Genomic DNA, 13,719 nt, shown 5'->3' on the forward strand with positions numbered 1-13,719 from the left:
TGTTGGTGATACGCCCGGAAGGGGCGGGTCGTACCCGCAGTACGCGCAAGATCGTCGCTTTTGGTGTCAGTAGGTGACGCCGATCTGGGCGCGGACGGCGTCCAGGGTGCTCATGACGGAGAGGGTGGAGGACAGGGGGATCAGGTCGGATTCGAGCTTGCCCTCGCGCAGGCAGCGGGTCGCCTCGGCGGCCTCGAAGTGCAGGCCGGACGGGGCGGTCTCGAACTCCTGCGGGTCGGCGCCGTGGCGGTGCAGGACGAAGCGCTCGGCGGCGTGGAAGCCCCAGGGGAGTTCGATGCGGCCCCGGGTGCCGACGATCGTGGCGTTGCGTACGTCGCCGTTGACGCCGCAGTACAGCGACGCCACCGCGCCCGACGGGAAGCCCAGCGAGATGGTGGTGCGCTCGTCGGTGCCCTCCGGGAACAGGTGCGCCCAGGCGCGGACCTGGTTCGGCTCGCCGAGCAGGAGCTGCGCGAAGCCGATCGGGTAGACGCCCAGGTCCAGCAGTGCGCCGCCGCCCAGCTCCGGGTTGCGCAGGCGGTGCGAGGGGTCCGGGTCCAGGCCGATGCCGAACGCGGCCTGGACCGCGACCAGCTCGCCGATCGCGCCGTCGGCGATCAGCTCCTGGATCTTCAGCGTGGACGGCAGGGTACGCGTCCAGAACGCCTCCATCAGGAACAGCTCGCGTTCCCGGGCGATGGTGACGAGGTCCTGGGCCGACGCTAAGTCGAGCGTGAAGGCCTTCTCCACCAGCAGCGGCTTGCCGGCCCGCAGGCACAGCGAAGCCGCAGCGTGGTGGTGGGAGTGCGGGGTCGCGATGTAGATGATGTCCACGTCCGGGTCGGCGGCCAGCGCCTCCCACGAGCCGTGGGATCGCGCCGCGCCGTGCTCGGCGGCGAAGGCCTGCGCGGACGACGCCGTCCGCGAGCCCACCGCCGCCAGTTCCGTGCCCGGCACCTGGCCCAGCTCACGTGCGAAGCGTGCGGCGATCCCGCCCGTGGCGAGAACGCCCCAACGAATCTGATCAGTCACGACCCGAAGCTACACCGGTTAAGGAGCCCGTCGGAGCGGCCGCCCGGTGTCCATCCGGAGCGCAGCGCAGGATGGACGACCGGTTAAGGCCGCGGAGCGGGCTCCGCCTGTTGTGTTGCGGGCTCCGCGTGTCGCAGTTCAGCCGCCGACGCGGATCAGGCGTGCGCTGAGGTGTGGCGTCAGGCCCTCGCCGACCGCGGCCATGTCCTGGGCGTACAGCAGCGCGCCCTCGACGATGCCGTAGAGCCGGTGCCCTGCGGTGACCTCCTTGGCGGTGGACGTACGCGCCACGAAGTCGGTCACCATCTCGATCCGGGGCGGGTTCGCCTCGACCTTGCCGAGGTACAGCTCCATGATCCCGGTCGGGTTCGTCATGATCGCTTCGAGCTCGTCGCCGTCCTTGCCCGCCGGACGCCACCAGCCGACCTCGCGCCCACCCGGCCGCACCGGCTTGGACTCCGCGTCGAGGATCCACGCCTTCGACTCGTAGAACAGGAAGGGCCGGCCGTCATGGCTGATCCGGATCTCCTGCGCGTAGTCGAAGTCCTCGATCGACGGATAGCCGCCCCGGCCGCGGCCCCGCCACACCCCGACGAAGGGCAGCAGGTCCAGCAGGTCCGGGTGCAGGTCCGGCCCGGTGCGCAGATCGTGGGTCTCCTCGTAGGGGTACGGGTCGACCGGCGGCGCGTTCAGCCACGGCGGCGGCTGCAGCGGATTCTCTTCAGTACTCACCGTTTCAACCCTCTTCGTTGTTCACGACTGCGGAACTCGCCGACCCCGGCCCTGGTGCGGGCAGGCACTCTCACCAGCGGCCGCGCGAGATTTTGACGGCCACATAGGCCAGGCCGCCGGCGAGCGCGCCGAATCCGGCGACCAGCAGGCTGACGAACCCGATCTCGGTGACCACGGGTAGATCCTATGAGGCGCGCCCGGCGGCCGTGCATAAGCTGTCGGACGTGGCACGCAAACTCATCGTGAAGACGACCGCCGGAGCCGACGCGCCGGAGCGGTGTGCGCAGGCGTTCACCGTGGCCGCGACCGCTGCGGCGGCCGGTGCGCAGGTGTCGTTGTGGCTGACCGGAGAGGCGAGCTGGTTCGCGCTGCCCGGCCGCGCCGCCGAGTTCGACCTGCCGCACTCCGCGCCGCTGCCCGATCTGCTCGACGCGATCCTGGCCGCCGGCACCGTCACCCTGTGCACCCAGTGCGCCGCGCGCCGCGAGATCACCCCTGCCGACGTCCTCCCGGGCATCCGCATCGCCGGCGCCGCCGTCTTCGTCGAAGAAGCCCTCTCCGAAGACACCCAGGCCCTCGTCTACTAGCGAGCGAAGGAAGGGCACCTTCACAACGCTCCGCGTTGTAGAAGGTGCCCTTCCAAACCCTGCGGTGCCGGCGGGCTGGGCGGGGGCCGGTCAGGGGACGCGGCAGCCGGAGTTGAGGTCGACGGTCACGATGCCCTCGCCGGAGACCTTGCCGCGAACCGCCACGTAGTTGCCCGCGTCGTAGAAGAAGCCCTCCTTGGGGCCGTCAGCGGGCCGGGTGACGGCGTCGGGCAGCGCCGACGCCAGCGCCTCGATCATGGCGGACTCGCCGCCGGTCGGGCCGGAGACGATCAGTGTGCGGACCACCGAGACGCCGTCGCGGGCGGCGGACAGGCTGCAGGCCTTCTCGGCGTACCCCTTGTCCTGGATCGTCGCCCCGGCCGGGACGCGTGCCGTGACCTGGCCGACGACCTCGTCGATGGTGGCCTTGGCCGAGGCGGCGGTGGTCTGGTCGCGCAGCGACGGCGGGTCGTTGCGGGCGGACCAGACGGCAAGACCCAGGAGCAGCAGCGCCCAACCGATGACGAGGGTAGGCCACAGGTAGCGGCGGGCGGCCGGCTTCGGCTGGGGCGGCGGGGCGGCCTCGGGTGCGGGCGCGTCGATGGTCACGCCGTTCATGCTGCCACGTGTGTGCCCGCGGGCGTGTCGCGGTGGCCGCCCAGGCACAGCCCTGGCCGAGGCGGCGGTCCTCCTGGGCGCCGCCCGCGGACGAAGATCGGCGTTTGCGGACGGAATGTCAGGCCAGACCTCACTTCACGCCCCGAAACAGCGATCGCCACCCGCACCCGCACCCGCACACCCCTCCCCGCCTCCGCCTGCGCCGCCAGGCGGCAGGCGTTAAGAAGGGCACCTTCCATAACGCGGAGCGTTAAGAAGGTGCCCTTCCTTCGAGCAAGAGCGAGCTAGGCGACGGCGAGGGAGACCTCGTTGACGCCGCGGGCGGCGTCGACGGTGGCATCGCCGTTGCCGAAGCGGGACAGGGCCCGCAGCTGCCAGGTGCCCGGCGCGGCGAAGAAGCGGAACTGGCCCGCCGGCGAGGTCACGACCTCGGCGGTGAACTCGCCGCTGCGGTCGAGCAGGCGCACGTACGCCCCGGCGACCGGGTCACCGGCCGCCTGCACGACGCCGGTGATGACGGTCTCCTTCTCCAGGTCGACGCTGAGCGGCAGCGGGGCGGCCTGATCGGGGGCGGCGCAACCGGCCGCGACAGTGGAAGCAGCAGTCTGTGCGGTCATGGTGATCACGCCTTCCCGGGCTCGTCGCCCAGTGCCACCGGCACGCCGACCAGCGAGCCGTACTCGGTCCAGGATCCGTCGTAGTTCTTCACGTTCGCCTTGCCGAGGATCTCCTGCAGCACGAACCAGGTGTGCGAGGAGCGCTCGCCGATGCGGCAGTACGCGATGGTGTCCTTGCTGTCATCGATGCCGGCGGCCGCGTACAGCTCGGTCAGTTCGGCGTCGGACTTGAAGGTGCCGTCCTCGTTCGCGGCCTTGGACCACGGCACGCTGAGCGCCGTGGGGATGTGGCCGGCCCGCTGCGCCTGCTCCTGCGGCAGGTGGGCGGGGGCGAGCAGGCGGCCCGCGTACTCGTCGGGCGAGCGCACGTCGATCAGGTTCTGCACGCCGATCGCCTTGACGACGTCGTCGCGGAAGGCGCGGATGCTCAGGTCCTGGTCCTGGGCCACGTACTGGGTGGCGGGGCGCTTGACCTCGTCCTTGGACAGCGGGCGGGCGTCGAGCTCCCACTTCTTGCGGCCGCCGTCGAGCAGCTTCACGTCGCCGTGGCCGTAGAGCTTGAAGTACCAGTACGCGTACGCCGCGAACCAGTTGTTGTTGCCGCCGTACAGCACGACGGTGTCGTCGTTGGCGATGCCGCGCGAGGACAGCAGCGCCTCGAACTGCTCCTTGTTGACGAAGTCACGGCGCACCGGGTCCTGCAGGTCCTGGCGCCAGTCCAGCTTGATCGCGCCGGCGATGTGGCCACCGTCGTAGGCGGTGGTGTCCTCGTCGACCTCGACGAACACGACGCCGGGTGCGGCGATGTTCTTCTCGGCCCAGTCGGCCGAGACGAGGGCGGATTCGCGACTCATGGAGTTCTCCCTTGAGATGTGGCTGGTGGATGAACGTCTGGTGCGGGTGACGCCACCGGGAGCGCGAGCGGGAGAAAGAAAAACGTCGCCGCGTACGGGTCCACAGGGGGTTCACCGGGTACAGGGCGACGGCGGCTGGCTGACTTGCGGGGGCGGCCGGCTCTGCGATGAGCGGGCGATGCGAGTCAGTTGACAGAGCTGCTAAACGATCACGGGAGCGCGATCGAGGTGCGCAAACTGTGCCGCCGTCAGAGGACGGGGCAACACAGGCACGTGGCCACGCGGCACAGGTCGACCGCGCGCCGCTTGGTAAGCAGCGGACTCATAGTTGGTGACCCTACCAGCAGCGCTGTGATTTCGGGAATGTGTCGTCCACCATCCGGGACCGGTGGATCACCCTCCGAGATCGCGGAAAGTGATCCACTCGGCCGTCAGGCCAGCTCGACGTCCTTGGCGGTGAAGGACACGACGAGGCCGGTCGACTCGGTCTGGACGTCGGTCAGCTCCAGGTTGAAGGGCAGCTTCGGCAGGGTCAGCGTCACCGCGAGCCGGTCCTTGTAGGTGTTGAGGATCGTCTGGCTGATCGAGCCGGCGGCGCCCTTGAGCGAGGTGACGCGCAGCCGCACGTGGCTGCCGTCCACGACGGTGACCTCGGCGGTGCCGGTGACCTCGCCGATGAGCGGCACCTTGCCGCTGACCCGGACGTCGTTCGGGCCGGCCGAGGTCAGGGTGATCCCGCTCAGGCCGCTGGCCTCGACCAGGCTGGCGTACGACACGGTCGCGTCGCCGTCGACCCGGGCCGCCACCGGCCGCGCGGTGCCGTCCATGAGCTGAGACAGCTCCGCCTCGACGTCGTGGGCCGCCACGTTGAGCAGCGGCAGGGGCAGCGTGCCGCCCTTGAGGTCGCGCATCGTGATGTCGATCTGGGTGTACCGGCCCGCCGCGACCTGGGTCAGGAACGGGAAGCCCTGGATCTCGACCTCCGGTGGGGTCGAGGTGATGCCCTGGTCCTGCATCCGCGCGGAGACCCGCGCGGCGATCTCACGTTCCGCGAAGTGCGCGCCGGCCCGGTCGGCTACCGCGACGAGCACCCCCAGGACGACGAGCAGGACCGCGGTGACCGTGAGGAACTTCTTCATGCGGGCACCAGGAAGAACACGCTGATGACGTACGCGACCGGCGCGGCCAGCGCGAAGCCGGCCAGCGGGCCCTGCATGTGCCGGGCCAGCCACATGGTTGGCGCCTCGCCGGACTGCTCCCGGCCCGCCTCGGCGAAGCCGATGGTGAGGTCGGCCAGCACGGCGGCCCCGGCCGCGGCCATGCCGATCATCGCCGCCTGGCTGGGAGTGAACGGCACCAGGTAACGGCCGATCACGGCGGCCACGCCGGTGCCCAGCATCGCGCCGATGACGATGCCCGCGGAGCCGCGCGGCACCTGGTCGGCCAGGCGCGGGTACGGCGCGAACACGTCGGTCAGGCGGGCGACGCCCAACGCGATGCCGCTGGCGATGAGACAGACCACAATGGCCTGTGTGCCCGCGGGAAGGCGGGTCAAAACAATGAGCGTGGCGAACGAGACCACGCCGAGCACGATGACCACCGTCGAGCCGAGCGACTCCGAGACGTGCATCCGCCCCTCGGGGCGCACCATCTGGCCCACGACGCCGGCGACCAGGCCGCCTGCCGCGATGAGGCCGAGCGGAGCCACCGAGGCCACGTCGCTCACGATCGCGGCGACGTCGGCGGCGAGCGCCGCGAGCACGCCCACCGTGGCGACCACTTTCACCCCGGGCGGGCGGATCGCCATGGTGGTGGCGAAGACGTAGAGCAGCTGCGCACCGAAGATCACGACGGCGTACGGGATGCGGCCCGTGCCCACGCCCGCGGTCTGCGCGCCCATCACCAGGCCCACGCCGAGCAGCAGCGCGAAGCCGGCCACGGCCGCCGACAGCAGCCGCCGGACCGGGACGATCTCGGCCTCGGGGCCGTCCTGGCCGTCGTCCTCGGGTTCGGCGTCGCCACCGCGGGCGCGCCGCCGGTCCTTCGTCTTCACCGCCTCGTCCCGGCGCGAACGTGCGCCGGGCTCGGCGCCCCGCTCGGCGGCGCCGCGGCTCGCGGGCACGGGAACGGGCGCAGGGCCACGGCCGGCCGGGCCAGGGCCGGGCCGGTGCGGCCCGTCGAACTGGGGGCCGGATGACCTGCGATTACGGACGCTGTCGTCGGGAGGGGAACCGAGCACGCAACGATCGTGCCACCTCACCCCCCAAGAGCGCACCTCACCGGGGTGGGAACCTGTGCGGCACGGGCGCGGCGCGCGAAACACGCGCGAAAACTGACCGAAACATTGCCTCGCGATCACGCCCGGTGAGTGACAAAGCCATGAGGTGCTGGTATTTCTATTGTTCTCGACTATGCTCATGCTTTACCCGCCCGTCAGCGACGCCGGGACCGACGTGAGGCCAGCCACGCCCCCCATGTGCTGCTCGCGCGGCCCTAGCCGCGAGGACGGAGGCGATCCGTGGAAATTCTGCTCCTGGTGACCGCACGCGCCGGCGAACCATCCGTTGTGCTTCCCGCGCTCGACCTGCTCCCACACACCGTGCGCACCGCACCCCGCGACGTGCGCACTTTGGTGTCGGCCCCCAGCCCTGACGCAGTGCTGGTCGACGCGCGCACCGAACTGTCCGAGGCGCGGGCCACCTGCCGCATGCTGCACGCGACCGGTCTCGGCGTGCCGCTGCTCGCGGTGGTCACCGAGGCGGGCCTGGTCGCGATGAACGCCGACTGGGGCGTGGACGACATCATCCTGGCCACCGCCGGTCCCGCCGAGGTCGAGGCGCGGCTGCGGGTGTCGGTCGGCCGGCTCAACTCCGCGACCGCCGCCGCAGGCGGCCTCATCCGGGGCGGCGAGCTGACCATCGATCCGGACACCTACGCGGCCAAGCTCAAGGGACGCCCGCTGGACCTGACGTACAAGGAGTTCGAGCTGCTGAAGTTCCTGGCGCAGCACCCGGGCCGGGTCTTCACCCGCGACCAGCTGCTGCGCGAGGTGTGGGGCTACGACTACTTCGGCGGCACCCGCACCGTGGACGTGCACGTGCGGCGCCTGCGCGCCAAGCTCGGCTCGGAGTACGAAGCCATGATCGGCACGGTCCGCCAGGTCGGCTACAAGTTCGTGGTGCCGTCCTCGCGCCAGCAGCTGGCCGAGCGCCCGCTCACCGACGCGGCCGAGCAGCTGCTCGCCGACCTGCCCTCGATCTGACCCGCTCCGACATGTCGCGCCCGTGGCTCCGGCCACGGGCGCGATCTGCTGCCCGGCGCGAGCCGCGACCCGATTCACAGCGCGGGCATGAAGCGTTTTAAAGGCTCCCGGCTACGCTGACGCCATGATCGGGTATGCCGAGCGGCGCGACCGGCTCACGCCGGACGAGGTCGCCGCCGTGGTCGAGCTGGCACGCGCGGCGGGGGACACCGACGGCGCATACCCGCTGTCCGAACACACCGTGCTGCACCTGCGGCACGGCGGTGAGGCCCCCGCGGTGCACCTCATCGCCCGCACCCCCGACGGCGAACTCGCCGGCTACGCCCACGTGGACACCACCGACGCGGTGGACGGGCCCTCGGCGGAGCTGGTCGTGCACCCGCTGCGCCGCCGCCACGGCCTGGGCCGGGCCCTGGTCAAGGCGGCCATCGAGGCGGCGGCCGAGGCCGACCCCGCGGGCCGGCTGCGGCTGTGGGCGCATGGCGACCACCCGTCGGCCGGTGCGCTGGCGCTGTCGCTGGGCTTCCGCCGGGCCCGGGTGCTGTGGCAGATGCGGCGCTCGCTGTTCGCCGAGGTGCCCCAGCCCGACCTGCCCGCGGGCGTGCTGCTGCGCCCGTTCCGGCCGGGCGAGGACGACGAGGCCTGGCTGGCGCTCAACGCGCGGGCCTTCGCCGACCACCCGGAACAGGGCCGGTGGACCCTGCGCGACCTGCACGTGCGGATGGCCGAGCCGTGGTTCGACCCGGCGGGCTTCCTGCTCGCCGAGCGCGACGGCGTGCTGGCCGGGTTCCACTGGACCAAGGTGCACGGCGAGTTGCGCCGCGACGCCGAGGACGCGCACCACCACGACCCGATCGGCGAGGTGTACGTGCTCGGCGTCGACCCGTCGGCGCACGGCTCCGGCCTGGGCCGTGCGCTGACCGCCGCCGGGCTGCGCCACCTGCGGGCCCAGGGACTCGACCAGGTCATGCTGTACGTCGACGAGTCGAACACCGCCGCGACAGCGCTCTACCAGCGGCTGGGCTTCGCCCGCTGGTCCACCGACGTGCTGTTCCAGCGGGCCTGAACACCCCCTTCCGCAATCCTGTGAGATCCATCACCATCTAAGGGTGCGCCCTCGGTCGGCGGCGACGGGTGGGAGGCGGCGTCATGGAGCAGGAGCCGCCCGACGTGCTGTCGCAGCGCGACCCTGCACCGGCCCTGGCCGCGCCCGCCGACTTCACCGACTGGGTGGCCCGCCGCCTGCCGCCGCTGGAGCACGCCGCCCGGCAGCTCACCGGCGACGACGCGCAGGCCGCCGCGCTCGCCCGGGAACTGCTCGGCCTGGTCGCGATGCGCTGGCCGAGGCTGCGCGCCAACGACGCGGAGCACCATGCCCCGCCCGGCGCGGCGGCGGACCGGCTCCTGCAGCGGCTGTTCGCGCGGGAGGCCGCCGATGCCATGCCGCAGCACCGGGTGCGGCTGGACCTGAACCGCACCCCGCCCGCCCGCCGTCCTGGCCGCGCGCTGCCCACGACCGCCGAGGACGAGGCAGCCGCGCTGTGGCAGCGCGGCCGGGCCACCACACGCCGCCGGTTGCTGATCGGGGGCGCGGTCGGCGCGGTGGCGCTGGGCGCGGCCGGCATCAGGGCGCTGACCACCGGGCGCGACGAGGGCCCGGCACCGCTGCCCGCCCTGCCTACCGGCCCGGCCCCGCTCGACGGGGTGGACGAGGTGCCGGCGGTGGCGCGGCAGCTCACACTGCCCGCGGCGCTGGTCGCGAAGCTGCCGAGAGAACTCGCGCCCGGTGATCCGGCGCGGCTGCCCGCGTTGAGCGCACGGCCGACGCCGCGGGCGCTCGCGGTGCTCGACGCCGCGACCGGCGGTGGTGCCACGGGCCCGCTGCTGGTGCTGGGCGAGGACGGCGGCTGGCGCCGGGTCGACAAGCTCCCGGCGGCGGCCGCCGCGCTGCTGTCACCGGGCGCGCTCGCCCCGGACGGCACCCGGATGGCCGTGGTCACCGCGGACGACCTGTGGGTGGTCGAGTCGGCCACCGGCCGGGCGCGGAAGTACGACGCCGTGCCGCAGTCGCCCGTCGTCGTCTGGCTAGGGCCGCGGCACCTGCTGGTCGCGGCCGACCAGTTGCTCGACGTCGGCACCGGTGCGCTGCTCCCGGTGCCGACAGGGGCGCGCGACGCGATCGCCCCCCGCCGCGCGGCCGGGACGGACGCGCCGTCGACGGTGCTGGAACTGCTCTCGGCCGGGGACCCGATCACGGCTCCGCCGCGGGTGCGCACCTGGGAGTTCGACGGGCGTTACCACAGCGAGGGCACGGTCGCGGTGACCGGGCCGGGCGCGGGGCGGCTGGGCCGGTTCCTCGGCCCAGGGTTCGCGGTCGCGGGCGGGGGAGACCTGGTCGCGCGGATGTGCGAGCCGATGGGGCTGCCGGTACGCGCCGACTGGCGGCCCGCCGAAGCGGTGGCCGTGCTGGATCCCGGCGCGGCCCGGGTGCGGCGGCTGCTGGTGGCGGACGCCGACGTGACCGGCGGCCTGACGCTGCTGGGTTGGCTGGACCGGCGGCGGGTGCTGCTGAGCTGCGGCGCCGGATCGGGCGCGACGCCCGGGGTGAACCAGCGGGTGCTGGTGTGGGACGTACGCGACGGCAGCCTCGCGCTGGTGGCGACGGTGGCCTCGGGTGGCGGGCTGTCGCTGGCCGACCTGGACGGGGCCGTGTGACCCCGTTCACCTTCCGGCCACATCCTGCTGAGGGGACCGACACCGGTCCTGTTTTGCCTGTTCACCCTGCGTTCACCTGAGACGGGAGAACCGTCTACCTGGGCCGTGCAATGTCGGGGTCAGGCCGGCGACGGCCGTTATCCCTGACTAGGAAGGCACCCCTGAAGTGAACCGTAACGTGCTCTCTCGGCGCGTGCTTGCGGGCGTCGCGATCGCTGCGCTTGCTCTTGCCGGTTGCTCCTCGAAGGGCGACACCACCGCGGACCCCTCCGCCAGCGCCGCCAGCGGCGTGGCCGCCCTCTCCGGTGAGCTGAAGGCCTCGGGCGCCAGCTTCCCGAACACCTACTACCAGGAGGTCATCCTCTCCCTGAAGGATGCCGCTCCGAACTTCAAGGTGACCTACAACTCGGTGGGCTCCGGCACCGGCAAGAAGGAGTTCGGCTCCGGCCTGGTCGACTTCGCCGGCACCGACAGCACGGTCAAGGACACCGACGGCGTGCCGGCCGGTTCCTACCTCTACATCCCGACTGTCGCCGCGCCGATCACCGTGTCGTACAACCTCAAGGGCGTCGACAAGCTGCAGCTCAGCCCGGTCACCCTTGCCAAGATCTTCCAGCGTGAGATCAAGACCTGGAACGCGCCGGAGATCGCCGCCGACAACCCGGGCGTGACCCTGCCGGCCACCGCCATCTCCGTGGCGCACCGCTCGGACGGCTCGGGCACCACCAACAACTTCACCAAGTACCTGGTCGCCGCCGCGGGCGCCGCCTGGAAGCTGGGCAGCGGCGACACCGTCGCGTGGCCGGCCGACACCCAGGCCGGTGCCAAGAACACCGGTGTGGCGCAGCTGATCAAGGCCGCCGACGGCGGTATCGGCTACGTCGACCTGAGCGACGCCAAGGACTCGGGTCTGCCGTTCGCCGCGATCAAGAACAAGGACGGCCAGTTCGTGCTCCCGACGCTGGAGGGCGCCACCGCCGCGCTCGCCGGTGCCGAGCTCAAGGATGACCTGACCTTCAACCCGCTGAACGCGGCCGGTGCGGCGACCTACCCGATCACCGCCCCGACCTACCTGCTGGTCAAGCCGAAGTACGACGACCCGAAGAAGGCCGAGCTGGTCAAGGGCTTCGTGAAGTACCTGCTGACCGACGGCGCGGCCATCGCGGCCGAGGTGAACTACGCGGTGCTGCCGGCGGACCTGCAGACCAAGGCCCTCGCCCAGCTGGACAAGGTCAGCTGAAGCTGATCTGACCTGAGCACCACCCCGGTGCGGCGGGTCCTCCCCGGACCCGCCGCACCGGCCTCGCCAGGCCACCCCTCGGAGAAGAGATGACAGTCCTAGACAAATCCGCTCAGCTGACCCGGAAGGACCGCGGCAGGCACGCCGACCGGCTCTTCTGGGCCTTGTGCGTCTCCGCGGGCTTCGCGGTGCTGGTGATCCTGGCGTTGATCCTGATCACCATGGTGAAGGAGGCCTACCCGGCCTTCTCGTCCGAGTTCTTCACCAGCTCGACCTGGATCCCCAACGACCCCGACGGCGACGGCCCGGCCAAGCCGGTCTACGGCACCCTCGCCTTTCTGTACGGCACGCTCGTGGTCTCCGCCATCGCCGTCATCGTCGCGGTCCCCGTCTCGATCGGCATCGCGCTCTTCCTGACCGAACTGGCCCCGCGCCGCATCCGGTCGGCCATCGTCACGCTCATCGACCTGCTGGCGGCGGTGCCCTCGGTGGTGTTCGGCCTGTGGGGCATCCTCGTCGTCGCGCCGGCCATGACGCCGGTCTACAACTGGCTGCACGAGGTGCTCGGCGGGGTTCCGGTGCTCGGCGCGCTGTTCGGCGAGCCGCGCAGCAGCGGCCGCAGCTTCATGACCGCGGGCCTGATCCTCGCCATCATGATCGTCCCGATCATCACGTCGATCGCCCGCGAGGTCTTCGCGACGGTGCCCGACTCCGACAAGCAGGCGGCCTGGGCGCTCGGCGCCACCCGCTGGGAGATGATCAAGGGTGCGGTGCTGCCGCACAGCTTCGGCGGCGTCGTCGGCGCGGTCATCCTGGGCCTCGGCCGCGCGATGGGCGAGACCATCGCGGTCGCCCTGGTCATCGGCAGCTCGGTGCAGATCGCCGCGAACCTGTTCGAGGGCGGCTACGCGCTGCCGGCCATCATCGTCGACCAGTGGGGCGAGTCCACCGGCGACTTCACCGCCGCCCTGATCGGCATGGGCGTGGTGCTGTTCGTCATCACCGTCGTGGTGAACCTGATCGCCCGCTTCGTGGTGCGCCGGGCGGAGATCCGGATGCGGGGGGCCGCGGCATGAGCGGGCAAGTGATCGCGCCGGTGAGCGGCGCCGACGTACGAAGCGAGGACCGGGCATGACCACGACCGCCACCCGTCCCGCGGCAGCCGCTCCGGTGCCGGCGGATCTGCGCCGCTCCGCGCTGCCGCTGCGCCGACGCCTGACCGACGGCTTCAGCAAGTCGCTCATGGGCCTCGCGCTGATGATCGCGCTGATCCCGCTGGGCCTGGTCATCTTCCACGTGGCCAGCCGGGGCCTGGCACTGATCAGCTGGGACTTCCTCATCGAGGACATCCCGAACTCGGCCCGCCGGGCCGGCGGCGGCATGGGCCCCGCGGTCGCCGGCACGCTGGTCATCACCGGCGCCGCGGCCGCCATGGCGATCCCGCTCGGCGTGCTCGGTGCGATCTACCTCAACGAGTACGGCAAGCAGAACGCGCTGGCCCGGCTCATCCGGACGATGTCGGACGTCATGACGGGCGTGCCCTCGGTCGTCATGGGCCTGTTCATCTACGTCTCGTACGTGCTGGTGGTCAAGGAGCAGTCCGGCTTCGCGGCCGCGCTCGCCCTGGGCTGCCTGATGCTCCCGGTGATCATCCGCAGCTCCGAGGAGATGCTCCGGCTGGTGCCGGACGAGCTGCGCCAGGCCAGCGCCGCGCTCGGCGCCCGGCGCTGGAAGACGACGATCTCCGTGGTGCTGCCCGCGGCGATCTCCGGCATCGTCAGCGGCGTGATGCTGGCCATCGCGCGAGCCGCGGGCGAGACCGCGCCGGTCGTGCTGGTCGCCGGCACGATCTTCACCTCCAACTGGAGCCTGGACGGGGCCAACACCACCCTGGCCGCGCAGATCTTCAAGAACGCCGGAGAGCCGTTCCCGGCGGCCCAGGAACGGGCGTGGGGCGCAGCGCTCACGCTGATGGTGATCGTGCTCCTGTTCACCGTCGCGTCCCGCCTGATCTCCAGCCGCTTCGCCATCAAGGAACGTTGAGGATGACCACCATGAGCAC

The 13,719-nt window shown here is 71.8% G+C and carries 16 protein-coding genes; 7 read left to right on the forward strand and 9 right to left on the reverse strand.

Annotated features, from left to right (window positions below; translation table 11 throughout):
- Positions 1-66: 66 nt before the first annotated feature.
- The 3 genes from AB0B66_RS19170 to mtfM all read right to left on the reverse strand — a co-directional run bounded on the left by AB0B66_RS19170 (position 67) and on the right by mtfM (position 1,939).
- A complete protein-coding gene (locus AB0B66_RS19170) occupies positions 67-1,032 on the reverse strand; it encodes a Gfo/Idh/MocA family oxidoreductase (protein WP_360531108.1) in 966 nt (321 codons plus the stop codon).
- 138 nt (positions 1,033-1,170) lie between these two features.
- Positions 1,171-1,764 (reverse strand): FABP family protein, encoded by a 594-nt coding sequence (locus AB0B66_RS19175; protein WP_360531111.1) that lies wholly within the window; start codon positions 1,762-1,764, stop codon positions 1,171-1,173.
- A 70-nt stretch (positions 1,765-1,834) separates the two neighbouring features.
- Positions 1,835-1,939 (reverse strand): small membrane protein MtfM, encoded by a 105-nt coding sequence (gene mtfM, locus AB0B66_RS19180; RefSeq protein ID WP_269059029.1) that lies wholly within the window; start codon positions 1,937-1,939, stop codon positions 1,835-1,837.
- 40 nt (positions 1,940-1,979) lie between these two features.
- Between mtfM and AB0B66_RS19185 the strand changes: the two genes are divergently transcribed.
- Positions 1,980-2,351, forward strand: coding sequence for a DsrE family protein (locus tag AB0B66_RS19185; protein ID WP_360531405.1), 372 nt, complete (start codon positions 1,980-1,982; stop codon positions 2,349-2,351).
- 90 nt (positions 2,352-2,441) lie between these two features.
- Here the strand turns inward: AB0B66_RS19185 and AB0B66_RS19190 are convergent, their stop codons facing one another.
- The 6 genes from AB0B66_RS19190 to AB0B66_RS19215 form a co-directional block, all read right to left on the reverse strand.
- Positions 2,442-2,960: a hypothetical protein gene (locus AB0B66_RS19190; RefSeq protein WP_360531114.1), complete on the reverse strand. Its 519-nt coding sequence runs from the start codon at positions 2,958-2,960 to the stop codon at positions 2,442-2,444.
- A 293-nt stretch (positions 2,961-3,253) separates the two neighbouring features.
- Positions 3,254-3,586 carry a DUF1416 domain-containing protein gene (locus AB0B66_RS19195; RefSeq protein WP_360531116.1) on the reverse strand — a complete coding sequence of 111 codons (333 nt, stop codon included), beginning with the start codon at positions 3,584-3,586 and terminating at the stop codon, positions 3,254-3,256.
- A gap of 5 nt (positions 3,587-3,591) precedes the next feature.
- On the reverse strand, positions 3,592-4,440 hold the full coding sequence (locus tag AB0B66_RS19200) for a sulfurtransferase (RefSeq protein ID WP_360531119.1): 849 nt from the start codon (positions 4,438-4,440) through the stop codon (positions 3,592-3,594).
- 248 nt (positions 4,441-4,688) lie between these two features.
- On the reverse strand, positions 4,689-4,766 hold the full coding sequence (locus AB0B66_RS19205) for an Ms5788A family Cys-rich leader peptide (RefSeq protein WP_330164811.1): 78 nt from the start codon (positions 4,764-4,766) through the stop codon (positions 4,689-4,691).
- A 105-nt stretch (positions 4,767-4,871) separates the two neighbouring features.
- Positions 4,872-5,579, reverse strand: coding sequence for a DUF2993 domain-containing protein (locus tag AB0B66_RS19210; protein WP_360531122.1), 708 nt, complete (start codon positions 5,577-5,579; stop codon positions 4,872-4,874).
- A complete protein-coding gene (locus tag AB0B66_RS19215; RefSeq protein WP_360531125.1) occupies positions 5,576-6,493 on the reverse strand; it encodes a hypothetical protein in 918 nt (305 codons plus the stop codon). The genes AB0B66_RS19210 and AB0B66_RS19215 overlap by 4 nt, the downstream gene beginning before the upstream one ends.
- A 465-nt stretch (positions 6,494-6,958) precedes the next feature.
- Here AB0B66_RS19215 and AB0B66_RS19220 point away from each other — a divergent pair, with 465 nt between their 5' ends.
- The 6 genes from AB0B66_RS19220 (at position 6,959) to pstA (ending at position 13,700) form a co-directional block, all read left to right on the forward strand.
- Positions 6,959-7,702 carry a response regulator transcription factor gene (locus AB0B66_RS19220; protein ID WP_360531128.1) on the forward strand — a complete coding sequence of 248 codons (744 nt, stop codon included), beginning with the start codon at positions 6,959-6,961 and terminating at the stop codon, positions 7,700-7,702.
- Positions 7,703-7,826: 124 nt separating this feature from the next.
- On the forward strand, positions 7,827-8,768 hold the full coding sequence (gene mshD, locus AB0B66_RS19225) for a mycothiol synthase (protein ID WP_360531131.1): 942 nt from the start codon (positions 7,827-7,829) through the stop codon (positions 8,766-8,768).
- Positions 8,769-8,851: 83 nt separating this feature from the next.
- Positions 8,852-10,417: a hypothetical protein gene (locus tag AB0B66_RS19230; protein WP_360531134.1), complete on the forward strand. Its 1,566-nt coding sequence runs from the start codon at positions 8,852-8,854 to the stop codon at positions 10,415-10,417.
- A gap of 193 nt (positions 10,418-10,610) precedes the next feature.
- A complete protein-coding gene (gene pstS / locus AB0B66_RS19235; protein WP_360531136.1) occupies positions 10,611-11,657 on the forward strand; it encodes a phosphate ABC transporter substrate-binding protein PstS in 1,047 nt (348 codons plus the stop codon).
- 89 nt (positions 11,658-11,746) lie between these two features.
- Positions 11,747-12,733: a phosphate ABC transporter permease subunit PstC gene (gene pstC, locus AB0B66_RS19240; protein WP_360531139.1), complete on the forward strand. Its 987-nt coding sequence runs from the start codon at positions 11,747-11,749 to the stop codon at positions 12,731-12,733.
- A 55-nt stretch (positions 12,734-12,788) separates the two neighbouring features.
- On the forward strand, positions 12,789-13,700 hold the full coding sequence (gene pstA, locus AB0B66_RS19245) for a phosphate ABC transporter permease PstA (protein WP_360531142.1): 912 nt from the start codon (positions 12,789-12,791) through the stop codon (positions 13,698-13,700).
- Positions 13,701-13,719: the final 19 nt, after the last annotated feature.

It is taken from the genome of Catellatospora sp. NPDC049111 (genome assembly GCF_040648615.1).
GTDB lineage: Bacteria > Actinomycetota > Actinomycetes > Mycobacteriales > Micromonosporaceae > Catellatospora > Catellatospora aurea.

Bases quoted from the DNA above. Each gene is read 5' to 3' on its own strand.
- AB0B66_RS19195 (WP_360531116.1), bottom strand. From the start codon at position 3,586: ATGACCGCACAGACTGCTGCTTCCACTGTCGCGGCCGGTTGCGCCGCC.
- AB0B66_RS19200 (WP_360531119.1), bottom strand. From the start codon at position 4,440: ATGAGTCGCGAATCCGCCCTCGTCTCGGCCGACTGGGCCGAGAAGAAC.
- AB0B66_RS19205 (WP_330164811.1), bottom strand. From the start codon at position 4,766: ATGAGTCCGCTGCTTACCAAGCGGCGCGCGGTCGACCTGTGCCGCGTG.
- AB0B66_RS19210 (WP_360531122.1), bottom strand. From the start codon at position 5,579: ATGAAGAAGTTCCTCACGGTCACCGCGGTCCTGCTCGTCGTCCTGGGG.
- mshD (WP_360531131.1), top strand. From the start codon at position 7,827: ATGATCGGGTATGCCGAGCGGCGCGACCGGCTCACGCCGGACGAGGTC.
- AB0B66_RS19230 (WP_360531134.1), top strand. From the start codon at position 8,852: ATGGAGCAGGAGCCGCCCGACGTGCTGTCGCAGCGCGACCCTGCACCG.
- pstC (WP_360531139.1), top strand. From the start codon at position 11,747: ATGACAGTCCTAGACAAATCCGCTCAGCTGACCCGGAAGGACCGCGGC.
- pstA (WP_360531142.1), top strand. From the start codon at position 12,789: ATGACCACGACCGCCACCCGTCCCGCGGCAGCCGCTCCGGTGCCGGCG.